The organism is Streptomyces antarcticus, assembly GCF_026627255.1.
GTDB lineage: Bacteria > Actinomycetota > Actinomycetes > Streptomycetales > Streptomycetaceae > Streptomyces > Streptomyces antarcticus.
On record NZ_JAPNLM010000001.1, the window covers coordinates 302,464 to 327,131 of the forward strand.

General features: G+C 72.8%; 18 protein-coding genes. 8 read left to right on the forward strand and 10 right to left on the reverse strand.

All coding sequences use genetic code 11. The features are described from left to right. Positions 1-80 precede the first annotated feature (80 nt). From OTB16_RS01390 to OTB16_RS01400, 3 genes are all read right to left on the reverse strand, one after another. Positions 81-929: a L,D-transpeptidase family protein gene (locus OTB16_RS01390; protein ID WP_267717741.1), complete on the reverse strand. Its 849-nt coding sequence runs from the start codon at positions 927-929 to the stop codon at positions 81-83. A 170-nt stretch (positions 930-1,099) separates the two neighbouring features. Then, positions 1,100-3,277 carry a choice-of-anchor A family protein gene (locus OTB16_RS01395; RefSeq protein WP_267717742.1) on the reverse strand — a complete coding sequence of 726 codons (2,178 nt, stop codon included), beginning with the start codon at positions 3,275-3,277 and terminating at the stop codon, positions 1,100-1,102. A gap of 208 nt (positions 3,278-3,485) precedes the next feature. Beyond that, positions 3,486-4,682 (reverse strand): L,D-transpeptidase, encoded by a 1,197-nt coding sequence (locus OTB16_RS01400; RefSeq protein ID WP_267717743.1) that lies wholly within the window; start codon positions 4,680-4,682, stop codon positions 3,486-3,488. Positions 4,683-5,096: 414 nt separating this feature from the next. On the opposite strand from OTB16_RS01400, the gene glgX reads away from it, so the two are divergent. After that, a complete protein-coding gene (gene glgX / locus OTB16_RS01405; protein WP_267718365.1) occupies positions 5,097-7,292 on the forward strand; it encodes a glycogen debranching protein GlgX in 2,196 nt (731 codons plus the stop codon). 157 nt (positions 7,293-7,449) lie between these two features. Continuing rightward, positions 7,450-8,172: a CDP-alcohol phosphatidyltransferase family protein gene (locus OTB16_RS01410; protein WP_267717744.1), complete on the forward strand. Its 723-nt coding sequence runs from the start codon at positions 7,450-7,452 to the stop codon at positions 8,170-8,172. Here the strand turns inward: OTB16_RS01410 and OTB16_RS01415 are convergent. Next, positions 8,153-8,641, reverse strand: coding sequence for an FAD synthase family protein (locus OTB16_RS01415; protein ID WP_267717745.1), 489 nt, complete (start codon positions 8,639-8,641; stop codon positions 8,153-8,155). The two genes, OTB16_RS01410 and OTB16_RS01415, sit on opposite strands and share 20 nt — an antisense overlap. A gap of 172 nt (positions 8,642-8,813) precedes the next feature. Between OTB16_RS01415 and OTB16_RS01420 the strand changes: the two genes are divergently transcribed. The 3 genes from OTB16_RS01420 to OTB16_RS01430 are packed head-to-tail and all read left to right on the forward strand — an operon-like array spanning position 8,814 to position 12,993. After that, positions 8,814-10,019, forward strand: a complete 1,206-nt coding sequence (locus OTB16_RS01420; protein ID WP_267718366.1) for a glycosyltransferase family 4 protein — start codon at positions 8,814-8,816, stop codon at positions 10,017-10,019. After that, on the forward strand, positions 10,016-11,767 hold the full coding sequence (locus OTB16_RS01425; protein ID WP_267717746.1) for a lipopolysaccharide biosynthesis protein: 1,752 nt from the start codon (positions 10,016-10,018) through the stop codon (positions 11,765-11,767). The genes OTB16_RS01420 and OTB16_RS01425 overlap by 4 nt, the downstream gene beginning before the upstream one ends. Then, a complete protein-coding gene (locus OTB16_RS01430; protein WP_267717748.1) occupies positions 11,764-12,993 on the forward strand; it encodes an MATE family efflux transporter in 1,230 nt (409 codons plus the stop codon). Before OTB16_RS01425 ends, OTB16_RS01430 begins: the two co-directional genes overlap by 4 nt. Positions 12,994-13,072: 79 nt before the next feature. Here the strand turns inward: OTB16_RS01430 and OTB16_RS01435 are convergent, their stop codons facing one another. Continuing rightward, the gene (locus tag OTB16_RS01435) at positions 13,073-14,584 is read right to left on the reverse strand and encodes a hypothetical protein (protein ID WP_267717749.1); all 1,512 of its coding nucleotides are present in this window, start codon (positions 14,582-14,584) and stop codon (positions 13,073-13,075) included. Between the two features lie 96 nt (positions 14,585-14,680). On the opposite strand from OTB16_RS01435, the gene OTB16_RS01440 reads away from it, so the two are divergent. Then, positions 14,681-15,220: a WcaF family extracellular polysaccharide biosynthesis acetyltransferase gene (locus OTB16_RS01440; RefSeq protein ID WP_267717750.1), complete on the forward strand. Its 540-nt coding sequence runs from the start codon at positions 14,681-14,683 to the stop codon at positions 15,218-15,220. Beyond that, a complete protein-coding gene (locus OTB16_RS01445) occupies positions 15,217-16,335 on the forward strand; it encodes a glycosyltransferase (RefSeq protein ID WP_267717752.1) in 1,119 nt (372 codons plus the stop codon). The genes OTB16_RS01440 and OTB16_RS01445 overlap by 4 nt, the downstream gene beginning before the upstream one ends. Positions 16,336-16,467: 132 nt before the next feature. On the opposite strand, the gene OTB16_RS01450 is transcribed toward OTB16_RS01445, so the two are convergent. From OTB16_RS01450 to gmd, 4 genes are all read right to left on the reverse strand, one after another. After that, the gene (locus tag OTB16_RS01450; protein ID WP_267717753.1) at positions 16,468-16,683 is read right to left on the reverse strand and encodes a DUF6458 family protein; all 216 of its coding nucleotides are present in this window, start codon (positions 16,681-16,683) and stop codon (positions 16,468-16,470) included. Positions 16,684-16,878: 195 nt separating this feature from the next. Next, complete coding sequence (locus OTB16_RS01455) at positions 16,879-17,559, reverse strand: hypothetical protein (RefSeq protein ID WP_267717754.1); 681 nt, start codon at positions 17,557-17,559, stop codon at positions 16,879-16,881. Positions 17,560-17,665: 106 nt separating this feature from the next. Then, positions 17,666-20,452, reverse strand: coding sequence for a CBM96 family carbohydrate-binding protein (locus tag OTB16_RS01460; protein ID WP_267717755.1), 2,787 nt, complete (start codon positions 20,450-20,452; stop codon positions 17,666-17,668). A 247-nt stretch (positions 20,453-20,699) separates the two neighbouring features. Beyond that, complete coding sequence (gmd, locus tag OTB16_RS01465; protein WP_267717756.1) at positions 20,700-21,713, reverse strand: GDP-mannose 4,6-dehydratase; 1,014 nt, start codon at positions 21,711-21,713, stop codon at positions 20,700-20,702. A gap of 239 nt (positions 21,714-21,952) precedes the next feature. Here gmd and OTB16_RS01470 point away from each other — a divergent pair, with 239 nt between their 5' ends. After that, entirely contained in the window at positions 21,953-22,897 is a 945-nt protein-coding gene (locus OTB16_RS01470) for a GDP-L-fucose synthase family protein (RefSeq protein ID WP_267717757.1), read from the forward strand. Between the two features lie 18 nt (positions 22,898-22,915). On the opposite strand, the gene OTB16_RS01475 is transcribed toward OTB16_RS01470, so the two are convergent. After that, positions 22,916-24,391, reverse strand: coding sequence for a sugar transferase (locus tag OTB16_RS01475; protein ID WP_267717758.1), 1,476 nt, complete (start codon positions 24,389-24,391; stop codon positions 22,916-22,918). Between the last annotated feature and the right edge of the window lie 277 nt (positions 24,392-24,668).

Below are 24,668 nucleotides of genomic sequence, written 5' to 3' on the forward strand. Positions count from 1 at the left end.
CCACGGTCTTGTCACCGTTCCGTCCCAAGTGCCGGAAGGACCCGGCTTGGTACGGGACGGCAACGGGCGGGCCGCGGCGGTCAGTCGTCGGTGCCGGGCTTGGTGCCCCAGACGTAGACCGCGTCGCCCTCGCCGAGCAGGTCCCACAGGCGCTCGGCGTCGGACACGGAGAGGTTGACGCAGCCGGCCGAACCGCCGTGGGCGTACAGGTCGCCGGGACGGCCGTGCAGCGCCTGGCCCCCGTCGAAGAACTGGGCGCAGGGCATGGGGGCGTCGTCGTAGAGCGTGGACTTGTGGTCGATGCTGCGCCAGTACACCTCGTGCCAGCCGGGCCGGGTCTCCTGGTCGTCGCGGCCGGTGCGGATGGGCACGGGGGCGAAGACCACCCGGTCGCCCCTCTGCACCCACAGCAGCTGGCGCTCCATGTCGACGCACGTCACCCGGTGCGCGCGGACCGGGCAGTCACCGGCGGCGTTGGGGTCCGTCCGGGCCGCGACGGCGGTCATCACGCGGTAGGTGGCCAGTCCCGGGTAACCGTCGGCGGGCCGGACGCCGTTGGCCTGCTGGAAGGTACGGAAGGCCGCGCAGTCGGCCGGGGACTGCACCCCGTCGGCGGGTCGGCCCAGGTGGGCCTCCAGCTCGCGCTGGTAGGGGCCGGTCCCGGCGGTGCAGGACTCCTCCGCGGGGGCCGGAGCCGTACGGGCGGGTGCCGCGGGGGCTGGAGCCGCCGACGCGGCCGCGGCCGGGGGTGCCAGGGCCGCGCAGGCCGACAGCGCGAGCAGCGCGGCGGTGCCCGCGGCGGCCCGGCGGGGCCCGGAGGCCGCCGCGGGCAGCCGCGCCGGGGGGCGGCGGGAGCCGGGAGCGGCCCCCGCCGGCCGTGGGGCCGTGGCCGCCGCGCCTATCGCCCCTGCCGGGTCGCCTGCGGTCATACGGGCCTCCTCGGGCCCGCCGGCCGGGCCGCCGGGGCCCAGCCAACCCGACGGGGAGGGGAAGCGCCCCGCGGATGCGCCGGCGGGGTGAGCGGGTCACTCCACCGGCGCACCCGGACGGGGCCGCGGGTCAGGCGCGCGGGCCGCCGGTCAGGCGCGCGGGCCGCCGGTCAGGCGCGCGGGCCGTGGCCCTGCTCGCGGCCCTCGCCCCTGCCGTCCTTGCCGCTGTTGCCGTCCTTGCCCTTGCCGTGCTCGTCGCGCTTGTTCTGGACCGTGACCACGAGCCGCCCGCCCGGGGTGCGTCCGTCCAGCACCAGCGGGCCGGTCACCCGGTCGCGCGGCAGGACGTAGCCCTCGGGCACGTCCGTCTCCAGCAGGTAGTACGAGCCCTCCTCCAGCCCGGTGAAGTCGCAGGCACCGGTCCGGTCGGTCGCGCAGCCGGGCTTGGCCAGGCGGTCGGCGTTGATGCCCCGGGTCTGCAGGCCCCTGATGCCGTTGGTCTCCTTCCAGACCTCGAAGACCGCGCCGCGCAGCGGCCGCTTGGTCTTCGCGTCCTTCTTCAGGACCTGGACCGAGCCCTCGTACACCGGCGGCACCGGGGTCCGGCGGTTCGGGACCGTCAGGGCCAGGCCGTTGGCCACGTCGTCCTGGTCCGGCGTGAACGCGGTGACCGGGTTCACCGGCAGGTCGTAGCCGGCGGGGACCGCCGTCTCCCGCCAGTAGTACGTCTCGCCGATCGGGAGCTCCACCGTGCAGGTGCCCCCGACGTCGGTCGTGCACGTGCCGGCGGCCAGCCGGAAGTCCGCGTCCGGGCCGGCCGTCTGCAGGCCGTCGCGGCCGTTCTCCTCACGCCACGGCTCGAAGCGGGCTCCGGCCAGCGGGAGTCCGGTCTCCTGGTCGGTCTTGCGGAGCACGACGCTCGCGCCGGGTACGGGGACCCGCTGGTTGTCGGCGGTGACCCGGACGCCGGCCGCGGCGTTCTGCTCGGTGAGGGTGAGCCGGTGGACCGGGTCGGCGGGCAGCGCGTAGCCGTCGGGGGCGGCCGTCTCGCGCCAGTAGTAGGTGCCGAGTTCGGCCCGCTGCTCGCAGACGCCGTTCCGCGGGCTGGTGCACTCGGTGACCTCGGTGTCCGGGGTCGTGCCGGTGGTCTGGAGGCCCTCGGTGCCGTTGGACTCCTTCCACAGCTCGAAGACGGCGCCCGCCAGCGGCGTACCCGTCTCATCGCGCTTGAGGACGGAGACCAGGCCCGTGGTCACGGGCGGCTGCCCGCAGGTGGGGAGGTCGCCGGTGAAGGGGTAGGCGTGGAACTCCTGGCCTCCGCCGCCGCCGGGCTCGCTGGTGTGCGTGACCGAGCCGGTCGTGAAGAACCGGCCGTTGATCCCGGGCAGCCGGACGTTGGTCTGCGACGTCTGCTCGCCCATCAGGAAACTGCCCTGGAACTGGCCGGTGCCGTTCAGGTCGACCGTCGTGGCGTCCGGAAAGTTCCACAGCAGCCGCTCGCGGTAGGCGTTGAGCGGGTCGTCGTCGGTGATGCCGCCGCTGTAGGTGTTGACGGTGCGGTCGGCGCCGAGCACGTTGACCAGGATCGTCGCGCCCGCCGGGATCTGCTCGAAGGTGATCCCCTGCTGGCCGCCGCGGGCGCCGACCAGGTTGGCGTCGATGTTGAACACCTGGAGCGCGGAGGTGCCGTCCCCGCGGAAGACCGTCGCGAAACCGCTGTTCGTGGCGGTGCCGGTCGCCGTGCGCGGCCGGCCGTCGACGCGGGCGTAGCACTCGCTGGCAGCGCTGAGCTGGTCGCGCAGGGCGGTGTACGGTGCGGCCGCGGCGGGGTCCTGGCGCAGGGTGCCGGTCACGGTTCCCGTGACGGTCCCGGCGTGGCGTACCACGCCTCCGTCGGCGAGCAGCCGCTCGCCGACGGCGACGGTGATGTTCCCGCCGGTGGTGAGGAAGTCCGCGCCGTCCGGCGGCGGCACCAGCGACCCGGCGCCCACGATGCCGACGTTGTAGCGGCTGTCCGCGCCGGTCGTCTTGTCCTGGTCGAAGCCGCCGAGGACGACGAGGCGGCCCTCGGCCTCCGAGGCCCGCTCCCGGACGCGGAAGTCGCCGCCGACGAAGATGTTGATGCCGTTGTCCCGGCCGACGGGGATGCCGTTGCTGCCGATGGCGGGGAACGGGTTCGGGCAGGGGTTCGGGGGCGCCGGCACGCAGGGTCCGAGCCCGCCCGGCAGCAGCGCCCGCGGGGCGGCCGCCGGCCGGTCTGCGCCGGGGCCCGCCGCGAGGGCGGCGGGCGCACCGGCCGCCAGCACGGCTCCGATCGCCACCCCGAGGGTCCAGTTCCTAGCTGACATGACACTCCGTCCCTTACCTGCCACCTGGGCTGATGTGCCCTGACAGGCTGGAGGGGGCGGTCGGCGGGGGCCGGGAGACACTCGTCCGCTACGGCATTCTGATCACACGAATCACCCGTACGGGGCACTGCGCGGGTCACCGTACGGGGCACTGTGCGAGTCACCGTACGGAGCCCGGGGCCCGGGCTTCGCGCGCGGTGCCCGGGCGTCAGACGAGGGCGGAGCCGGCCACCCAGTCCGCCCAGGACATGTTCCAGCCGCCCAGCCCGTTGTTCGCGGCCACGACCTTGTCCTGCGAGTTCACGACCTCGACGACGTCCCCGACCAGCGTCCGGTCGAAGAACCAGCCCGCCGGGGTGTCCGAGCCGCCGCCCTTGTCGTCGCGCAGGCCCACGCAGCCGTGGCTCATGTTGCTGCTGCCGAACGTGTCGGGGCTGAGCCAGTAGTTCCCGTGCAGGAAGGTCCCCGAGGAGGTGAGCCGCATGGCGTGCGGGACGTCGGGGATGTCGTACTCGCCGCCGAAGCCGACGGTCTGGCCGTTCATCCGGGTGACGTCGAACATCTCCATCACCACCATCTTCCCGTTGTACGTGGTGGTCTTGGGCGCCCCGGCGCTGATCGGCACCTTGGACAGCAGCTGCCCCTCGCGCCGGACCTCCATCGTGTGGGCGGCCGCGTCGACGGTGGAGACCTGGGAGCGGCCGACGGTGAAGGTGATCGTCTTGTCCTGGATGCCGTACGAGCCGGGCGCGCCCTCGACGTCGCGGAGGTTCACCTTCACGGTGACCTCGGTGCCGGGCTTCCAGTACGTCTTGGGCCGGAAGTCGAGGCGCTCGTCGCCGAACCAGTGGCCGACGACCTCCACGGCCGGGACGGAGGTGACGGTGATGGCCCGCTCCACTTCCGTGCGCCGCTCGATCGAACGGTTGAAGTTGAAGGAGACGATCATCCCGGTGCCGACGGTGGAACGGTGCTCGGGCTTGAAGTAGCCGATGAAGCGCTCCTCGGGAACGTAGGTGGTGAAGGTGGTGTGCCGGGCCTGGCGGCGGTTGTGCCCGTCGAGGGCGACGGCGTCCACGGTGTACTTGGCCGCGAGCGCGAGCCGGCCGGCCGCCGGGTCGGGGCTCCAGCTGAGCCCGTCTGCCGCGATGGCGCCGGGGACCCGCTCCTCCTGGGCGTCCTCGACCTTGGTGACCACGACCCGCTCCAGCCGGCCCTCGGGCACGGTGACGTTGAGTCTTCCGTCCGCCTGGACCCCCTTGGCGTTGTCCTCCGGGGTGACCCGGATGGCCTCCTCCGGCGGCCGCGGTTTCCCGGGCAGCGCGATCTCGACCGGCGACCTGCCGTCCTGGGTGCATCCGGCCAGACCGCCCAGGAGGGCCGCCCATGCCGCTACGGCGGCCAAGCCCGCCCCTGCCCGCCTCGTCAGAAGTGTCACGTTCCCTCCAACGACAGGGCCCCTCCGGGGGAAACGTGAGCGCGGGCCACGTTCCGGGCAGAACTGTTCGGGCAGAACAGTGGGAAGGACCAGACGGGGGCGGGCCCGGGCCGGGACGCCAGGGCCCTGATACCCCTCCCCTGCCGGTACCAGGAGCCGTGGAGGCGGGCAGTGTCGAGCGCAGCCGAGCAAGAGGCGGTGGAAGCCGTCAGGAATGCCGGGGATGTCACGGGCACGGTACGGAGCGGCCAGACCGCGCCCGCACCGCCGGCCGACGGCCATCCCGGCGCGGGGCAGCTGGTCGGGCAACCGAACGGCCGTTCCGCCGGACAGCCGAACGGGCAGACCGCCGGGCAGACCGCCGGTCAGCCGAACGGCCAGGTGAACGGGCAGGCCCGGGTCCAGCCGCCCCGGGCGTCCGCGCGCCCCGGGCCACCGGTGTGGCCCGGGTCCTCCCATCCCCTGGGGGCCCGTTTCCATCGCGGCCCGGAGGGGACGGCGGGCACCAACTTCGCCGTGTGGGCGCAGGGCGCGGAGGCGGTGGAGGTGTGCCTGTTCGACGAGGGCGGGGCCGAGACCCGCTGTCCGCTGGCCGAGCTGACGCACGAGATCTGGCACGGTTTCGTGCCGGGCGTGCGCCCCGGCCAGCGGTACGGGTTCCGGGTGCACGGCCGGTGGGACCCCTGGACGGGGGCCCGGCACAATCCGGCGAAGCTGCTCCTGGACCCGTACGCGCGGGCGGTGGACGGCGACTTCACCCTTCCCCCGGAGGTGTACGGGCACGTACGGGACTGGCCGCAGCAGTACATCGCGGACACCGTCCGCGACGACCGGGACTCGGCGCCGTTCGTCCCCAAGGGGGTGGTCGTCCACGATGACGACGACTGGGCGGACGACGTCCGGCCCAAGACCCCCTGGGCCGATTCGGTGATCTACGAGCTGCACGTGCGCGGCTTCACGATGCGCCATCCGGGCATTCCCGAGGAACTGCGCGGCACCTACGCGGGGCTGGCCCACCCCGCGGCGATCGAGCACCTCACGGGGCTGGGCGTGACGGCGGTGGAACTGCTGCCGGTGCACCAGTTCGCGCACGAGGACCACCTGCTGCGCCGGGGCCTGCGCAACTACTGGGGCTACAACTCGGTCGGCTACTTCGCCCCGCACGCCGGGTACTCCTCGAGCGGGACGACCGGGCAGCAGGTCGGGGAGTTCAAGCGGATGGTCCGGGCCCTGCACGCGGCCGGGATCGAGGTGATCCTCGACGTGGTCTACAACCACACGGCGGAGGCGGGCGAGCTCGGCCCGACGCTGTCGCTGCGCGGCATCGACAATCGGGGCTACTACCGGCTCCAGTCCGACCAGCGCCGGTACTCCGACTACACCGGCTGCGGCAACACCCTGCACGCCGGGCGGCCGCACGTGCTGCGCCTGATCACGGACTCGCTGCGCTACTGGGTGACGGAGATGGGGGTGGACGGCTTCCGCTTCGACCTGGCGGCGGCACTGGCCCGCTCCATGCACGACGTGGACATGCTGTCCCCGTTCCTCGCGGTGATCGCCCAGGACCCGGTGCTGCGGCGGGTGAAGCTGATCGCCGAACCCTGGGACGTGGGGTCGGGCGGCTACCAGGTGGGGGCGTTCCCGCCGCTGTGGACGGAGTGGAACGACCGCTACCGGGACGCCGTACGGGACTTCTGGCGGGGCGCGCTGCCGGACGTGCGGGATCTGGGGTACCGGCTGTCGGGGTCGAGCGACCTGTACGCGTGGGGCGGGCGGCGGCCGTACGCCTCGGTGAACTTCGTGACGGCGCACGACGGCTTCACCCTGCGCGACCTGGTGACGTACGAACGCAAGCACAACGAGGCGAACGGCGAGGACGGCCGGGACGGCACCAACGACAACCGGTCCTGGAACTGCGGGGCCGAGGGCGAGAGCGACGACGCGCGGATCGGGACGCTGCGCCGGCGGCAGCTGCGCAACCTCCTCACGAGCCTGCTGCTGTCCACCGGGGTGCCGATGCTGGTCGCGGGCGACGAGTTCGGCCGCACCCAGGGCGGCAACAACAACGCGTACTGCCAGGACAACGAGACGGGGTGGGTGGACTGGTCGCTGCTGGCGGAGCCGTCGTGGCAGCAGCTGCTGGCCCTGACGCGGCGCCTGATCGCGCTGCGGCACACCCATCCGGTGCTGCGCCGGCGGGCGTTCTTCTCCGGGCGGCCGCAGGGAGCGGACGGGCTGCGGGACCTGGCCTGGTTCACCCCGGCGGGGGCGGAGATGACGGAGCGGGACTGGTACGCGCCGGCCGCCGCGCTGGGCATGTACCTCTCGGGGCGGGACATCCCGGGCCGTGACGAGCGGGGCCGGCAGGTGACGGACGACAGCTTCCTGACGCTGCTGCACGCCGGGGACCGGCCGGCGCGGTGGGTCCTGCCGGGGGCGCCGTGGGCGGAGCGGTACGAACTCGTCCTGGACACCTCGTGCGAGGACCAGGCGGCCGAGCCGGGAACCATCCACCTGGGCGGGGAGACCCTGACGGTGCCGGCCCGCTCGGTACTGCTGTTCCGCGTGACGGCCTGAGGCCGGCGGGGCGGGCGGGTCCGGCCGGAGGGGCGGGGCCGCTCGGAGGGGCGGCTCCGGCCGGCCGGAGCGGGAGCCCCCGTCCGTCCTGCGATGATGTGGCCGTCGTACACGCGTGCACTGCACACGCGTGCCATCGAGAAGGTCAGGGGGGCGCATGGCGAGTGTCGGGACCGCGCTGCGGGAGCTGCGCGGGGCACAGAAGTCGGCTAAGGGCGTGTCGCTGTACTCGAGGTTCGTCAACCGGCCCCTGGGCCGCTACCTGGCGGCCGGTTCGTACGCGCTCGGGCTCACCCCGAACCAGGTGACGCTGGTCAGCGCGGCCCTCAGCTTCGCCGGGGCGGCGGCGGTCGCGCTGGCGGCGCCCTCGTGGGGGCTGGGGATCGCCGTGTGGGCCCTGCTCGCCGTCGGGTTCGCCTTCGACTCGGCGGACGGGCAGCTGGCGCGGCTGCGCGGGGGCGGCAGCGCCTCGGGCGAGTGGCTCGACCACGTGGTGGACTGCGCCAAGCTCACCGCGCTGCACACCTGCGTGCTGATCGCCTTCTACCGCTTCCCCGAGGAGTACGGAACGGGCGCGGACGGCTGGCTGCTGGTGCCGCTGGGCTTCCAGTTCGCCGCCGTCGTCACCTTCTTCGGCGGGCTGCTGACCGAGAAGCTGAAGCCGAAGGCGGCCCCGGGCAGCGCCGCAGCCGCACCGTCGACGGTGCGCGCGGTGGCCCTGCTGCCTGTGGACTACGGGGTCTTCTGCCTGGTCTTCCTGCTGCTCGGCGGCGGGGGGCTGTTCCGCTGGGCGTACGCGGGACTGGGTGCGGTGGCCGCCCTGTTCCTGCTGGCGTTCCTCGCGAAGTGGTACCGGGAGCTCAGCGCCGTTCCGCGGTGACGGCCGCCGGGCCCCCGAGGGGCTCGGCGAGCGCGTCCAGTGCCCGGCGCAGCTGGGTGCTGGACGTGTGGACGGTGTACGGGAAGTAGACGACGTCGACGCCGTGGACGGCGAAGTCCTTCTCCAAGCGGTCGCCCTTGGGCGTGCCCCGCCAGTCGTCGCCCTTGAAGATGACGTCGAAGCGGACCTGCCTCCAGGTCTCCACCTTGTCCGGGACGGTCTCGACGAAGGCGGCGTCGACGTACTTCACACTGCGGACGATCTCCAGCCGCTCGACGAGCGGGATCATCGGGCGGCGGCCCTTGGCCAGTTCGGCCATCTCGTCGGATACCACTCCGGCCACGAGGTAGTCGCACCGGCTCCGGGCGTGCCGAAGAATGTTGAGATGTCCTATGTGGAAGAGATCGTACGCACCCGGCGCGTAGCCGACTCGATACGGTCTGCGCGCCGGCGCACCCACGTCGGACATGTCCCGCTCCGTCATCTGTTACCCCCCAGAGGCCACACCCCCCGGTGTGGCGGATTAGCAGACAATAGCGTGCACGTTCCCCACCGTGCCGGTGAACGAATAGGGTGACGTGCGCATCATCCAGGGGAAGAGGGGACGCTCCGTGTCCAGATCCGGTCACCGGCGCCTGCTGCTGGTCTCCACGAATTACGCTCCGGAGCACGCGGGGATCGGGCCGTACGCGACCCAGATCGCCGAGCACTGGGCGGATCTCGGCCACGAGACGCACGTCCTGGCGGGCATGCCGCACTACCCGGCATGGTCGCTGGAGCCGGAGTACAAGGGGGCGCTCCGGCGCACGGAACAGCGCGCGGGGGTTCATGTGCACCGGCGTGCGCACACCGTGCCGGCGCGCCAGACCGCCGTGAAGCGGGCCCTGTTCGAAGGATCGATTCTGCTGCACGGCGCCGTGGCCCCGCCCCGGATGCCGAAGCCGGACGCGGTCCTCGCCCAGATGCCCAGCCTCGCCGGCGGGGTGCTCGCGGCCCGGCTCGCGGCGAAGTGGAAGGTCCCGTACGTCCCGGTGGTCCAGGACCTGATGGGAGCCGCCGCCGCGCAGAGCGGGATCAGCGGCGGCGACAAGGCGGCCGCGGTCGCCGGCCGCGCCGAGGCGTACGCGCTGAAGCGGGCCACCCTGGTCGGCGTCATCCACGAGACCTTCGTGGACCGGGTCGTCGGCATGGGCGTGGACCCGGCGAAGATACGCCTGGTGCCCAACTGGTCCCACGTGGCGGTGCCCACCAAGCCGCGCGGCGAGACCCGCCACCACCTGGGCTGGGCCCCCGGCCAGACGGTCGTCCTGCACTCCGGGAACATGGGCCTCAAGCAGGGGCTCGAGGTCCTCGTCAGCGCCGCCCGGCTGGATCCCGGCGTCCGCTTTGTCCTGATGGGTGACGGCAGTCAGCGCTCGGCCCTGGCGGACCTCGCGGCCGATGTGCCGAACCTTGACATCATCCCCCCTGCCGCTGACGGCGAGTTCCCGGATATCCTCGCCGCGGCGGACGTGCTCGCGGTCACGCAGCACGCCGCGGTCATGGACATGAGCGTGCCGTCGAAACTCACGTCCTACTTCCAGGCCGGCCGGCCGGTCGTCGCCTCCGTGGCGGCACTGGGCGGAACCGCCCAGGAGGTGGAACGCTCGGGCGCGGGGGTCCTCGTACCGCCGGAGGACCCCGACGCCCTGCTGAAGGCCGTACGGGCCCTCGCCGAGGACCCGGAGGGCGCCGACGCGCTGGGCGCGGCCGGACCGCGCCACGTGGCGGCCCACCTGAGCCGCGAAGCGGGCCTGGCACGGATCGACGCACTGATAGACGAAGCACTTGGGGGTCCCCGGCCGTGATCGAGACGAACCGCCCGGCAGCGGCCCCGGCGGAGGACGAGCCCGACCTCCTCAGGGACCAGTTCAGGCAGCTCCTGCGCTACCGCCGGCTCATCGGCGCGGGCATCGCGGTCGGCCTGCTGGGCGGCGTCTACCTCGGGATCTCCACGGCGGACACCTACGTGGCCACCGCCGACGTCGTCCTGCGCGCGCCGACCGACGACCCGTTCAACCCGAGCCTCGCCCCGGACAAGGCGATCAACATCGGCTCCGAGCGGCAGGTCGCGCTCAGTTCCTCCATAGCCAACGAGGCCGCGAAGAAGCTCGGTGTGTCCGCCAAGGACTTCAGGGCCCTGCGCGGCGGCCTCCAGGTGACCAACCCGCCGCAGACCATGGTGCTGCGCTTCACCTACACCGCGTCCTCCCCCAAGGAGGCCGCCAAGCGGGCCAACGCGATGACGGACGCGTACCTCCTCAAGCGCCAGGAGTCCCTGGACGCGACCCGCGACAAGATGGTCAAGGGCTACCAGGAGCAGCGCGACCCGGTCGCCAAACAGCTCGACGAGCTGTCCAAGGACATCTCCCGGATGCCGGCCGGCGCCCCGCGCGACACCGCCACCTCCACCAAGACGGACCTGCAGAGCGAGGTCGGCGGCTACAACGGCAAGATCACCAAGCTCCAGGCCCTGGACATGACCCCGGGCCGGGTCACCAGCGCGGCGACCGCGCCCACCTCGACCGACGGCCCCGGCATCGTCATGTCGCTCGCGCTCGGCGCGGCCGTGGGCCTCGCGCTCGGCCTGCTCGCCGCCTGGGTCCGGCTCGTCTTCGACCCGGCGCCCCGCTCCGAGGGCGACGTGGCCCGCGCCCTGCGCGCACCCGTCCTCGGCTACCTGCCCCGGGACAAGACCGGCGGCGGCCCGCTGCTCGCCGCCGGCGAGGCCGATCCGCGGCTCGCCGAGGAGTACCGCTCGGTGGCCTTCCGGCTCGCCTACGACGCCCGGTTCGCCGACCGGCGCCGGCTGCTGGTCGTCGCCCCGCGCGGCAGCAGCGAGACCGCCGCCGCGGTGGCCGTGAACCTGGCCGCCTCCTTCTCGGAGACCGGCAAGGACGTCCTGCTCATCGAGGCGGACCTGCGCACCCCCGTCCTCGCCAGCCAGCTGCCGACCGACGCCGGCGGCCGGCCGCGCTGGAGCCAGACTCCGGGCAACACCCCCGCGGGCGGGCGCCACGGCGATGCCGAGTGGCCCGACGGTCGCCAGCTCGTCGTGGACGCCGGCGAGTCCGGCTCCTTCGACCTGATCCCCGGCGAGCGGGCGCGCAACGTACCCCGTGCGCTGACCTCCGCCCGCGCCACCCGGCTGATCTCCGAGGCCGACTCCCCCAACTCCACCGTGGTCGTGCTCGCGCCGCCCGTCCTGTCGTACGCCGACGCCCTCGCGCTCGTCGACCGCGTCGACGGGGTGCTGGTCGTCTGCAACCCCCGCGCCGTGCACCGCACCGACCTGTCCCGCATCCGCGAGCTGATCAGCGGCGCCGGCGGCACCGTCCTCGGCGCGGTGCTGCACGCGCCGCTGCCCGGCGAGAAGCGCGGCCGCAAGGGCAAGGACGGCTCCCCCGGCGCCCCGGAGGCACCGGACGCGCCCGCGAAGCCGCGGCCGCCGCAGCCCCAGCCGATCCCGTACGAGGTCGCCGAGGGCGAGCAGCACATCCCGGGCGACGGCACCGACACGGTCGCCCTGCGCACCGTCCGCACGGGCCGGCGGTGAGCCGGCGCGGTCTCGCGGCGGTCTCGTCGGTCCTGGACCAGGCAGCTTCCAGCGCCACCAACATCCTGGTGCTGGTGCTGGCCGCCCGGCTGTCCTCGGCGTCCGGGTTCGCCGACTTCTCGATGGTGTACGTGGCCTTCAGCGTGCTCCTCGGGCTGAACATGGCCTACGTCGGCCAGAGCGTCGTCCTGGAGAAGGGCGAGCGCCTCGGCGCGGTGTGCCGGTCGGCCGTCGGCTTCACCGGGGCCGCCTCGGCCGCCGCGGGCGCCCTGCTCGTCCTCGTGGGGCTGGCGCTGCCCGGCCCGGCCGGGCGGGCCTTCCTCGCGCTGGGCCTGGTCCTTCCGCTGGTGCTGCTCCAGGACGGCCTGCGGTACTGCTTCTCAGCGCTGCGCGTGCCCGAACGGGCGCTGGCCGCCGACGCGCTGCGCCTCGTGTGCGTCCTCGCGGCGCTGGCCGTGCAGCCCCAGGGGGCCTCGGCGGGGCGGCTGGTGCTGGTGTGGGGGCTGTCCGCGCTGCCGGCGCTGGCGCTCGGGCTGTGGCTGCTGCGGCCGTACGTACGGGGCGTGCGCGCGGACCTGCGGCCGTACCTGCGCCGCGGTCACCTCGGGCAGCGGTTCGTGGTCGAGTTCGCGGTGGGCAACGGCTCCAGCCAGCTCGCCGTGCTCGGCCTCGGCGTCTTCGCGACCCCGCTCGCCGTCGGCGCGCTGCGCGGCGCCACCACCCTCTTCGGGCCGCTGAACGTGCTGTTCAACTCGGCGAACGCCTTCGGGCCGCCGGTCGTCGGCCGGGCCCGCGGTAAGCGGGGCGTCGTCCGCCTGACCGCGCTCATGGGCGGCGCGCTCGCGCTGCTCGGCGCCGGGTGGGGGGCCGTCCTGTACGCGCTCCCCGACCGGGTCGGCCGCCGGCTGCTCGGCGACACCTGGGAGGCGGCGGCCGCGCTGCTGCCGGCCACGGGTGCCCAGTACGCCGTCATGGGGCTCGGCACCTGCGCGCTGCTGACCCTGCGGGTGCTCAACCCGAGGGCCACGCTGTCCCTCCAGGTGGTCTTCTCGCTGCTCTCGGTGGGCCTGCTGGTGGGCGGGTACGTGCTGTGGGGCGTGGCCGGGGCCGCCTGGGGGCTGGCGCTGGGCTCCGCCGCGAAGGCGGGCGCGGGCTGGCTCCGGGTGGCCCGGCTGAAGGTACCGGCGCCGGCCGCCGAGCCCGACCGGCCGGTGCCTGCGGCCTGATCCGCCGGCACCGGGGCCGCGGCCGGTCCGTGGTCCGTGCGGCGGAGCCGCCGCCGGCCGGCTTCAGCGCAGGCCGGCTTCAGCGCAGGGTCGTGCCCTTGTCCGCGCGGTACGTGGCCACCAGCGCGAGGCACATCGCCGCGATGGCGACCCGGCCCGAGGCCTGGAGCAGCGGTCCGCGCAGCAGGATGAAGGAGTAGCCGGCGACCAGCGGCACCACCACCGAGATCAGCGCGCCGGGCGGGGCCCGGCGGGTGGCGCGCTTGGCGTAGCGGCGGTCGACGCGGGCGGCGGCGTACCCCAGGCCGAGGAGTCCGCCGACCATGCCGAGCGGACCGAAGTCGAGCCACAGCTCGGCCCAGATCGGCGAGGAGAGGTTGGTGTTGACCGTGCCCATCCACTGGCCGACCAGCACGCCCGTGTCGCGCGCCTTGCCGGGCCAGACCGAGCGGGGCACCGCGAACAGGATCGACCCGGCGAGCTGGCGGCCGTACGCGTGGCCGGGGCCCGATTCCGAGTAGGTGATGGTGTTCGCGAACATGCCGATCTGGTCGTAGTCCTTGAGCGCCATCGGCTCCAGGAACGACGTGGTCTCGACCGGCTTGTAGTTCTTCTCGTCGTAGCGGAAGCGGTCCGCGAACGGGAAGACGAGGAGGGCGATGACCACGGCCATCGACAGCGCCACCCGGTACATCGCGGCGCTCACCGGGAAGACGGTGAAGAGCAGCGCGAACATGACGGTGAGGAACCAGTAACGCGGGTTCGAGATCGGGTTGTTGACCACCAGGTTCAGGGCGGCCAGCGCCGCCCAGGTGACGATGATGGAGACCTTGCGCCGGGCGAACTTCGAGGTGATCACCCAGCGCGTGTAGAGCAGCAGGGCGAGCAGTGCCGGGACGGTGCCGAAGCCGCGGAGCAGGGCCTGGCCGGCCTGGCCGTCTCCGTTGGAGACGCCCGCTTCCTCGATGCCCGCGATGATCTCCTGGCGGCTGGAGAAGAACACCGCCGGGCCGCCCAGCTTCATGACGAACGCCGCGCTGCACACGAACGACAGGGCCGCGAGCAGCTGGAGGCGCCGCCGGTGGGCCATGACCGGCCGTTCCTCCTTGCGGGGGCCGCCCGCGCGGACGGTGGGCCGGTGGCGGGCGAGCAGGACGCCGACGTCGAAGGCGAGGCAGCCGAGCAGGACCAGGCCGATGGCGAGGGTCAGGTCGGAGCGCGGGCCGACGACGGGCGTCGGGACGCGGCCGAGGACGGCCTGGGCGAGGGGGGCCACGCCCATGGCCATGTAGACGAACAGCCAGAAGGAGCCCTGGAGCAGTTTGCGGCGGCTGGTGAGGACCATCGCGGAGAGCCGGGCGCCCGCGTACATGGTGAGGAGCAGCTGGAGCCAGAAGGCCGCGTCGCGCTGGCCGTCGCCGGTCTGGACGGCGACGAAGAGCGGCAGGAAGACGGTGAACCCGAGGGCGAGGGGGACGGAGAGCGCCCGGGAGAGCAGGGTGCGCGGGGTGGTGACCCGGCCCCATGTGGCCTCGTCCCCCAAGGGCGGCGCCGGGCGTGCCGCGGAGGGCTTGCGTATGTCCGTTGCCACTGCGCCCCCACCCGATGTGCCTGGTCCGGCCGCAGTCTAGTCTGAGCGGTCGGCGCCCGGGGAGGCGCCGCCGGGGGTGGACGAAGGGGACCTCAGTTGCGCGATCTTCCTGCCTTCACGCTGGCCGGATACGACAAGGGCCGCGGGCTGGTGACGCAGGCGCTCTGGTTCGCCGTGATGAACACGCTGTTCATGAGCTGGTTCTGTCCGGCGCGGCTGCGCGTGGCGCTGCTGCGGGCCTTCGGGGCGAAGATCGGCGAAGGGGTGCTGATCCGGCACCGGGTGCGGGTGCTGTGGCCGTGGAAGCTGACCGTCGGGGACCACACCTGGATCGGCGAGGGCGCCTGGGTGCTGAACCTGGAGCCGGTGACCATAGGTTCGCACGTGTGCGTCTCCCAGGAGGCGATGCTGTGCACCGGCTCGCACGACCACCGGGCCGCCGGCTTCCGCTACCGCAACGCCCCGATCACCGTCGGGGACGGCGCGTGGGTGGCGGTACGGGCGACCGTGCTGGCCGGGGTGACGCTGGGGCGCTGTGCGGTCGCGGGTGCCGGGTCCGTCGTGCACAAGGATCTGCCGGAGCTGACCCTGCAGACCCAGGACGGGCGTCGCCGCCCGGTGGAGGAGCCCAAGTGAGAGTCCTGCACGCCGTCACCCTGCACTCGCCCTCGCACGCCTTCGGCGGGCCGGTGCGGGTCGCGCTGAACCTGGCCAAGGGGCTGCGCGCCCGCGGCCACGAGGCGCGGCTGCTCGCGCTGGGCGAGGGCTTTGGGGACCCGTGGCCGACCGAGGTCGAGGGGGTCCCGGCCAAGCTGTTCCCGGCGCGGCGGCTGCTGCCGCTGGGCTTCAGCGGGATGACCTCGCCGGCCCTGCTGGCCTCGGCGGGCCGGCTGGTGCGGGACGCGGACGTGGTCCACGTCCACCTGGCGCGGGACCTGGTGACCCTGCCCGTGGCCCTGGCGGCGCTGCGGGCCGGGCGGCCGCTGGTGCTGCAGACCCACGGCATGGTGGACCCGAGCGGGAAGCTGCTGGCCAAGGTGCTGGACGCGCTGGCCGTACGCCGGGTGCTGCGCGGCGCGGCCGCGGTGCTGTACCTGACCCCGCACGAGCGGGAGGGCCTCGACGCGGTCGTCGGCGGCCCGCTGGCGAACGCGGTGCGCCTCGTCAACGGCACTCCGGCGCAGGAGGAACGGCCCGCTCCCGAGGGCCCGCCGCGCGTCCTGTACTCGGCGCGGCTGCAGGCCCGCAAGCGGCCGGTGGACTTCGTGGACGCGGTCCCGGCCGTCCTGGCGGCGCACCCGGACGCGGAGTTCGTCGTCGCGGGGCCGGACGAGGGGGAGCGGGCGGCCGTACTGCGCCGGATCGCGGAGCTGGGGCTCGCGGACACGGTGCGGGTGCCGGGGGCGCTGAGCGGGCAGGAGGTGCTGCGGGAGCTGCGCCGGGCGCACGTCTACGTCCTGCCCTCCGTGGACGAGCCGTTCCCGATGTCGGTGCTGGAGGCCCTCGCCGTGGGCGTGCCCCCGGTGGTGACCCACTCCAACGGCCTGGCCCGCGACATCGCGGCGGCCGGTGCGGGGCGGGCCGTGGACCCGGGTCCGGAGGGCGTGGCGGCGGCGGTCCTGTCGCTGCTGGACCCCGCCGCGAACCGGGCGGCGTCGGCCGCCGCGCGCGAACTGGCCGCCGGGTCGTTCTCGATGGACTCCGTCCTGGACACCCTGCTGCCGGTGTACGGGGAAGCCGTACGCGGCTGACCGCGCGCGGGCCGGCCGCCGCCGGGACGGCCGGCCGCGCCGCACGGCGGCGGGGTGCGGGGATCACGTCGCGGATCCCGGTCACGTCGGGGATCCCGCATCGCGTCGTGGGGCTCGGGTCACCTACGGGTCTCAGATGACGTCGCGGCGCTCCTGCACCACCGGCACCGCGCCCACGGTGCGACGCCGCTTGAGGACGCTGGAGTACACGGCGAGGCCGATGGCACCCACCGCCATCATGATCAGGCCGACCAGATCGAGGTCGACGCTCCGCATCTCCCAGTCCGTCGCGAAGGTGAGGATCGCCCCCACCACGATCAGACCGATGCAGCCGCCCAGGCCGGTCATAGGACTCGCCTCCGAATTCGGTGTCGTCTCTCGCTCTGGACCCGCGGGTACCCGCGATCCGTACGCGAAAACGCCCCGGGCGCGCGACAGTTGGGCGGCGGCACGCGCGAACGCCCCTCCCCCGTACCCGGAAGGGCTGGGGAAGGGGCGTTCGGGGAGCCGGGTCCGCGCGGCGGCGGCTTCCGGCTGCACCCCCTAGGCGGGCAGCCAGGCGTAGCAGCCCGTCGAGTTGAACTCGGCGGTGCCGGCCGGGATGGCCGCCGTGATCTTGTCGCCCGCCTTCGGCGGGGTCTCGGGGCCCGAGGCCAGGATCGACCCGTCCTTGCCCTTCGCCTCCCAGGTGCAGTTCGGGGCCTGCGTCAGCGCCCGGTAGGTACCGGCCGCCGGCGAGGTCCGGGGGCCTTCGGGGAAGCCCTTCTCGGCCGCCGCGAGGATCGGCTTCTGCTCCGGGCACAGCAGGTTGATCGCGTCCTTCGCGCCCGCGATCTCCCCGGTGATGACGGCGCCGGTCGCCGCGTCCTTGTCCCGCTTCGCGGTGCGCTGCACCCGCTGGCAGGACTCCTGGCCGGTCTGCAGGACGGCCGCCGGGTCCATCTTCTCCGGCACCCGGCCGCTCAGGTACTTCTTCTCCTGCGCGGTGAAGCTGCCCGTCTTCGGGGTCAGCTTGTTGTCCGGGACGACCGGGCCGGACGGCTTGGCCTCGGGTGAGGGGTCCGTCGTGGCCGGGGTGTCCGCCGGGTCCGGGATCGCCGACGAGGCCGGCGGCTTCGCCTTGGCGTCCGCGGCGGATTCGGCCTTGTCGCCGCCCGAACTACAGGCGGTCAGCGTGAGGGCGGCGGCCAGCAGAACAGCAGCCGCTGCGGAGCGTCGGTACATCGGATGGCTCCCGTACTTACTGGGTGGGACAGGCGTGGGGGGCCCGGCCGGGAAGAGGCCGGACCCCGCACGCCGTCAGACGGTTACTTCGGGCCGAAGACGACGGTTACTTCGGGCCGAAGGTGAGGACCAGCCGCGGAGCGCCGTCCGCCGCGGTCGCCTCCGAGGACCAGAGCCACAGCGGGTCGGTGCCCGTGCTCTTCAGGCCCAGGCTGTAGCTGCTGCCCAGGACCGCGGAGACCTCGGCGGTGTCCAGCTCCACGCCGTGCACGGCCGAGCCGTCCGGCACGCCCGCGATGGTGCCGAGCGGGGTGGTGCCGAGGGTGGGCTTGGTGTTGAACGTGGTGCCCGCTCCGCTCCAGGTGCCGGTGACCGGGACCACGGACACGGTGTCGGCGGTGCCGGCGCCCGCCTGCGTGGTGGTCTTGACCTGGAGCGAGACCGACTTCAGGGCCTGCCCGGCCGGGGCGGCCGGGAGGTCGAAGCGCAGGTAGGACTCGTACGCCGAGGTGCCGCGCACCGCGAGCGAGTTGGCCGTGCCGTAGGCGGTGCTCGGCGCGCCCTGGTTGATGTAGGTGTCCTCGGTCGCGGTGACCGTGGAGACCGTGTCGGACGGGGCCTTGGCCAGGTTGAAGTGGTTCTTGACCTGGGCCTGGCTGAGCGCCGTCGGGTAGACGGCGGCCTCGTCGAGCTGTCCGGTGAAGAAGTTGCTCGTCGGACGGGTCGGCCAGCCGGAGAGGTTGTCGCCGCCGACGTGCCAGTAGCCCGCGTAGTCCTGCGTGCTGGTGGCGTTCAGCGTGCCCTTGTTCTGGCCGTCGACGTACAGCGTCAGGCCGCCGGGGCCCTGGGTGCCGACCACGTGGTGCCACTTGTTGTCGTTGAACGTGTCGAACAGACCGGTGGAGATGGTCCTGGTCGAGCCGTTGTAGACGCCGAACACCAGGCGACCGGTGTTGGTCATGTAGATGTGCTTGTCGTTCGAGCCGCTGCTGCGCTCGGTGTTGTTGCCGAAGCCGATCAGCTTGCCGCCGCGAGAGGAGTTCGTCTTGAACCAGGTCTCGATGGAGTAGGTGCTGCCGACCGTCTGGCGGTGGTCGCTGTAGACCTGCTGGCTGGTGCCGTTGAAGCCCATCGCCGTGCTGGCGCCGGTGACGGCGCCGGGGGTCTGGCGCAGGGCCGGGGCGTTCAGCTGGACGCCGCTGGTGTTGCCGCCGTTCGAGGAATCGGCGACGTACGGGCTGACGGTGTCGTCGAAGCGCCAGTACAGCTGGGCGCCGTCCGCGCGGACCTGGTTCGGGTACGACTGCACCGAGACCGGGACCGTCACCGAGGCGGTGGCCGACAGCGCGCTGGTGTTGCCGGCGGCGTCGGTCGCGGTCACGCGGTAGGTGTAGGACTGGCCGGCCTTGACCGTGGTGTCGTTCCAGGAGGCCTGGGGACGCTGCCACTCCAGGGAGTCGGCGGTCATGGTGTGGATCGGGGAGGCCGAGCCGTTGCGGTAGACGCGGTACGTCAGCTTGCTGTCGTCCGCGTCGTAGCTGGTGCGCCAGCGGACCTGGGCCTCGCCGGGCTTGACGCTGGCGGCGCTGGCGACCGGGGTCGTGGGCGCTCCGACGTCGCCGGTGGAGGCGAAGCGGGTCAGGCCCCACTGCGGCTTGCCGTTGATGAGGGTGAACTCACCGCCGACCCACATGTACTTGACGTCGTTCTTCTCGGACACGGCCATGACGCGCGGGCCGATGCCCTCGGTCAGCTCCATGCCGTCGTTGGCCGTGGGGTGCCAGCCGAGCTTCGCCGGGCCGCGCACGAAGCCGTCCACGGGCGCGGGGGCGGCACCTTCGTGGTTGGTCGGCTGGGCCAGCAGGAAGTGCCGCTTGCCGTCGGGGAACTCCAGCTCGGTGGAGCAGTTGTGCGCGTGCGAGGAGCTGTAGAGCACTCCCTCGTAGGGCAGCACGAACTGGGTCGCGCCGAGGCAGCGGTCGCGCCACTTCTCGGTGAAGTCGCTCAGCTTCAGGCCGATGCGGCCGTCGAAGACGCCGCCGCCGGAGCCCTCGTTGCCCGTGTAGAAGCCGGTGGCGTCGGTGGAGATGTCCTTGACGACCGAGTTCGACGGGATGTTGGTGTAGGTCTTGGTCACCGCGCCGGTGGTGGAGTTGACCACGGCCAGGGCGTGCGTGTTGGACCCGTTGACGGAGAAGAAGTCGCCGCCCAGCAGCACGTTCTTGCCGTCCGGGGTGACCTCGACCGCGCGGCCGGGCTCGTCCGCGTCGGCCTTGAAGGCCTTCAGCGCGCCGGAGCCGGCGTCGACGGCGGCGAACCGCTCGCGGGTCTCGCCCTCGACGGTGAAGAAGTCGCCGGCCGCGTACAGGGTGTCGTCCGTGAGGGCGAGGGCGCGCACGGTGGCGGTGAAGCCCGGGTGGAACGAGGCCTTGGGGGTGCAGGTCGCGATGTCGATCGCGGCGACGCTGGAGACCGGGGTGCCGTTGACGGCGCCGAAGTAGCCGCCCGCGTACAGGGTCTTCTCGTCCTTCGAGACGACCAGCGAGCGCACGGTCGCGCTGCCCTCGCCGATGGTGAAGGAGAGCTTGCAGGAGGTGGGGTTGCCCGTCGCGGCGTCGAGCGCGACGAAGTTCACGGCGTCCTGCTCGGTGCCGCTCGACGCGCCCTCGGGCGGGCGGACGGCGGAGAAGGTTCCGCCGGCGAAGACGGTGCCGTTGGTCTGGGCCATCGCCCAGACGACGCCGTTCGTCTGCCAGGTCGGCAGGTTGTCGGCGGTGAATGCCACCGGCTGTGTGATGGCGGACGCCTGAGGCATCAGCACCAGGCCTATGCCGGTGCCGGCACCGGCCAGTGACAGGACGAGGGCAGCAGTCAGCCCTCTGGATCTACGCATGAGCCCCCCAGGGCAATCGCCCGGTTTGATGGCTGAAACTATCCGAACAGCCATATGTACTGGGCGCAGACTAGGGCTCACGCAAGGGCCCGGTCACCTCCCTTGACCCATTGCATACCAACTTGGAATCAACCGGGTTCAGTACGGAGGGCGCACTACGGACATACGGCAGGTTTGCCCCGGTCACGCTCGCACAGAGCGGCGCACGTGACCGGAACACGGCAAATCGTAGGGGAAGCGCAAGCCTTCAGCGGTCGATGCGGACCGTCACGCCCGCCAGCTGGTCCTCGACTTGGCGGACGTCGGCGTCGACCATGATCTTGGCCAGTTCCGCGACCAGGACCGTCGGCTTCCAGCCGAGCAGCTCGTTGGCCTTGGAGGCGTCGCCGATGAGGGCGTCGACCTCGCTGGGGCGCTCGTACTTGGGGTCGTAGCGCACGTGCTCGTTCCAGTCGAGGCCGGCGTGGGCGAAGGAGGCCTCGACGAACTCGCGGACGGAGGCGGCCACGCCGGTGGCGACGACGTAGTCGGTGGCCTCGTCCTGCTGGAGCATCCGCCACATGGCGTCCACGTACTCCGGGGCGTAGCCCCAGTCGCGGACGGCGTCGAGGTTGCCGAGGTAGAGCTTCTCCTGGAGTCCGGCCTTGATCCGGGCGACGGCCCGGGTGATCTTGCGGGTCACGAAGGTCTCGCCGCGGCGCGGGGACTCGTGGTTGAAGAGGATCCCGTTGACGGCGAACATGCCGTAGGCCTCGCGGTAGTTCACCGTGGTCCAGTACGCGAAGACCTTGGCGGCGCCATACGGGCTGCGCGGGTGGAACGGCGTGCCCTCGTTCTGCGGGGGCGGGGTGGCGCCGAACATCTCGGAGGACGAGGCCTGGTAGATGCGGGTGTCGATCCCGCTGGCCCGGATCGCCTCCAGCAGCCGCAGCGCGCCGAGGCCGGTGACGTCGCCCGTGTAGAGGGGGGCGTCGAAGGAGACGCGGACGTGGGACTGGGCGCCCAGGTTGTAGACCTCGTCGGGCTGTATCTCGCGCAGCAGGTTCACCAGGGCGACGCCGTCGGAGAGGTCCGCGTGGTGCAGGACGAAGGACCGGTTGGCGGTCTGGGGGTCCTGGTAGATGTGGTCGATCCGCTCCGTGTTGAAGCTGGAGGAGCGCCGCACGAGCCCGTGCACCGTGTAGCCCTTGGAAAGCAGGAGCTCAGCGAGGTACGAGCCGTCCTGCCCGGTGACGCCGGTGATCAGTGCGGTCTTGCCCATGGGTTCCCCTTGGTGGTGGTCGGTGCTGTTCGTCGTGGTGAGGCTGCGCCTCGGGGCGTGTGCGGCGGGCCGCCCCGGCAGGGGGCGCGCCGCGCGTACAGGCCGCCGCCCGGGGGCTGGATGGGTACCGTACACGCCCGTTCCGGCTGGCTTTGCAGTGGATTGGAGCCCGCGGCGGGCGGGGGCCCGGACGTGGACCGGGCGGAGCCGGGCGGGGGCGGACTGGCATCATCGGCGGTATGACAAGTTCGCTGCCGCTCCTGCCCCCGAACGCCCGCGTCTTCGTCGCGGGCCACCGCGGCCTCGTGGGCTCCGCGGTCGCCCGCCGCCTGACAGCCGACGGCCACGAGGTACTCACCCGGGGTCGCGCCGACCTGGACCTGCGGGACGCCGCCGCGACCGGGGCGCACCTGAAGGACGTCCGTCCGGACGCCGTCGTGCTGGCCGCCGCCAAGGTGGGCGGCATCATGGCCAACAGCACGTATCCGGTGCAGTTCCTGGAGGACAACCTCAAGATCCAGCTCAGCGTCATCGCCGGGGCGCACGCCGCCGGGGTGAACCGCCTGCTGTTCCTCGGGTCCTCCTGCATCTACCCGAAGCTGGCCCCGCAGCCGATCAGCGAGGACGCCCTGCTGACCGGCCCGCTGGAGCCGACCAACGAGGCGTACGCCCTCGCGAAGATCGCCGGCATCATCCAGGTCCAGTCGTACCGCAAGCAGTACGGGGCCTCGTTCATCTCGGCCATGCCGACGAACCTCTACGGGCCGGGCGACAACTTCGACCTGGAGACCTCGCACGTCCTGCCGGCCCTCGTCCGGCGTTTCCACGAGGCCGCGGCCGAGGGCCGCGACGAGGTCACCCTGTGGGGCTCCGGCACCCCCCGCCGGGAGTTCCTGCACGTCGACGACCTGGCCGCCGCCTGCGCGGTGCTGCTGAACGGCTACGACGGGGACGAGCCGGTCAACATCGGCTGCGGCGAGGACCTGACCATCAAGGAGCTCGCCGAGACGGTCGCCGGGGTGACCGGCTTCCAGGGCCGCCTGGCCTGGGACACGTCCAAGCCGGACGGGACGCCGCGCAAGCTGCTGGACGTGTCCCGTCTGACCTCGCTCGGCTGGAAGCCCGGCATCCCGCTGCGGGACGGCATCGCCGCCACCTACCGGTGGTGGCGCGAGCAGGGCTGATCTCAAGGCATCGGCCCCTCAGTACGCCCCGCGACCGTCGACAACGGCGCGGAGCGTGCGGCCCATGACGTCGACGTCACTGGTGAAGGACCAGTTGTCGACGTACTGCAGGTCAAGCTGAATCGTTTCATCCCAGGACAGATCAGACCTGCCACTGATCTGCCACAACCCGGTCATCCCGGGCCGCACGCTGAGCCGGCGCAGTTCGACGTCATCGTACTTGGCCACCTCCTCCGGCAGCGGCGGGCGCGGGCCGACCAGCGACATGTGGCCGGTGAGCACGTTGAGCAGCTGGGGCAGTTCGTCCATGGAGGTGCGGCGCAGCAGCCGTCCGACGCGGGTGACCCGCGGGTCGCGGCGCATCTTGAACATCAGGCCGTCGTTCTCGTTCGACCCGGCCAGGTCGGCCTTGCGCGCATCGGCGTCCACGACCATCGTGCGGAACTTCCACATGACGAACGGGGCGCCGTCGCGGCCGATGCGCCGCTGGCGGTAGAAGGCCGGGCCGCGCGAGCCGACGCGAATCGACAGGATGATCCCCAGGAAGAACGGGGAGAGCAGCAGCAGCCCGACCGCGGCGCCGGCCCGGTCCAGGGCGGACTTGAGGACGGTCTGCACGCCCCTGCTGACCGGCGGGACGACCCGCAGCATGGCCAGCCCGCCGGCGGACAGGGTCTCCAGCCGCTTGACGGAGACCTCCACCAGGCCGGGGAAGACCGCGAGTTCCAGGCCCGCGTCGTGCAGGGCCCAGGCCACGCGGCGCAGCCGCTCCCCCGCGAAGCGCGCTCCGGGGGCGACGAGCACCAGGTCGGCGTGGTGGCTGCGGACGGCGCCGAGCACGGCGGAGGAGTCCCCGCGGGAGGCCTGCGGCATCGTCTCGCCGAGGCGGGCGGCGACCGGGACTCCGCTGGCGAGGTCGCCGGCGCCGACCGGGACCATGCCGACGACGACGTACGGGTGGTCGGTGCGCGCGGCGAGGTGGGCGATGACGTCCTCGGCCGCGTCGGGCTCCCCCACCACGAGGACCCGGCTGACGGCCTGGGCCTCGCGGCGGGCGGCGGAGAGGTGGTGGTAGGTCAGTTTGTGGCAGGCGACGGTGATGAGCAGCGCGGGCAGCAGGGCCCCGAGGGCGGACAGCCTGGGGGTGTCCTCCTCGGTCACCACGCGTGCCACGGCGAGGACGCCGATGAGAATCAGCCAGTCGTGTACGACCGGCAGGACCCCGCGCGATTCTCCGAGCGAACGGACGGTGTAGCGGCGGCGCAACGCCTGTACCCCGGTCCAGGCGAGCGCGGCGCCGAGGGCGCAGTAGAGCGGCCTGACCTGCCCGGCGGCCGCGAAGACGAGTCCTACGGGAACCGCCGCGCCCAGGACGTCGGCGGAGACTGCTGCGGGCAGGTACCAGCGGGCCTTGTCACCGAGCCGCCGTACGGGCGCAGCGGACTCCTGGGCCGTCCTGGCCACTCTTTGCGCAGGAAAATGGACATGCCTCATGGGCCCCCCTGGCACGTGGTCTATGACAGTGACGGCTGTCCATGGCTTCCCCTGGCAACGGACATCTGCCGCACCGGGAAACAGTACGACAAACGCCCGTACGGTAAATGCCGTTTGCGTCAACGAGACCTCTTGTTGTCCAAGTGTGAGCAACCGGCACCAACCGTTCCGAATGCCGGACGCTTTTCACGGCACACGAAGGTGAATGGTCCGGATACCGGATACGTCACTTCGGACAACGAACCGTTTCCAGCCAACCTTTTGACGCGGCCCTGAC

Excerpts from the sequence above, each read along its gene's own strand:
- OTB16_RS01460 (WP_267717755.1), bottom strand. The coding sequence starts at position 20,452 with ATGCGTAGATCCAGAGGGCTGACTGCTGCCCTCGTCCTGTCACTGGCC.
- OTB16_RS01415 (WP_267717745.1), bottom strand. The coding sequence starts at position 8,641 with ATGTCCGACGTGGGTGCGCCGGCGCGCAGACCGTATCGAGTCGGCTAC.
- OTB16_RS01475 (WP_267717758.1), bottom strand. The coding sequence starts at position 24,391 with ATGAGGCATGTCCATTTTCCTGCGCAAAGAGTGGCCAGGACGGCCCAG.
- OTB16_RS01395 (WP_267717742.1), bottom strand. The coding sequence starts at position 3,277 with ATGTCAGCTAGGAACTGGACCCTCGGGGTGGCGATCGGAGCCGTGCTG.
- OTB16_RS01410 (WP_267717744.1), top strand. The coding sequence starts at position 7,450 with ATGGCGAGTGTCGGGACCGCGCTGCGGGAGCTGCGCGGGGCACAGAAG.
- OTB16_RS01470 (WP_267717757.1), top strand. The coding sequence starts at position 21,953 with ATGACAAGTTCGCTGCCGCTCCTGCCCCCGAACGCCCGCGTCTTCGTC.
- gmd (WP_267717756.1), bottom strand. The coding sequence starts at position 21,713 with ATGGGCAAGACCGCACTGATCACCGGCGTCACCGGGCAGGACGGCTCG.
- OTB16_RS01450 (WP_267717753.1), bottom strand. The coding sequence starts at position 16,683 with ATGACCGGCCTGGGCGGCTGCATCGGTCTGATCGTGGTGGGGGCGATC.
- OTB16_RS01455 (WP_267717754.1), bottom strand. The coding sequence starts at position 17,559 with ATGTACCGACGCTCCGCAGCGGCTGCTGTTCTGCTGGCCGCCGCCCTC.
- OTB16_RS01390 (WP_267717741.1), bottom strand. The coding sequence starts at position 929 with ATGACCGCAGGCGACCCGGCAGGGGCGATAGGCGCGGCGGCCACGGCC.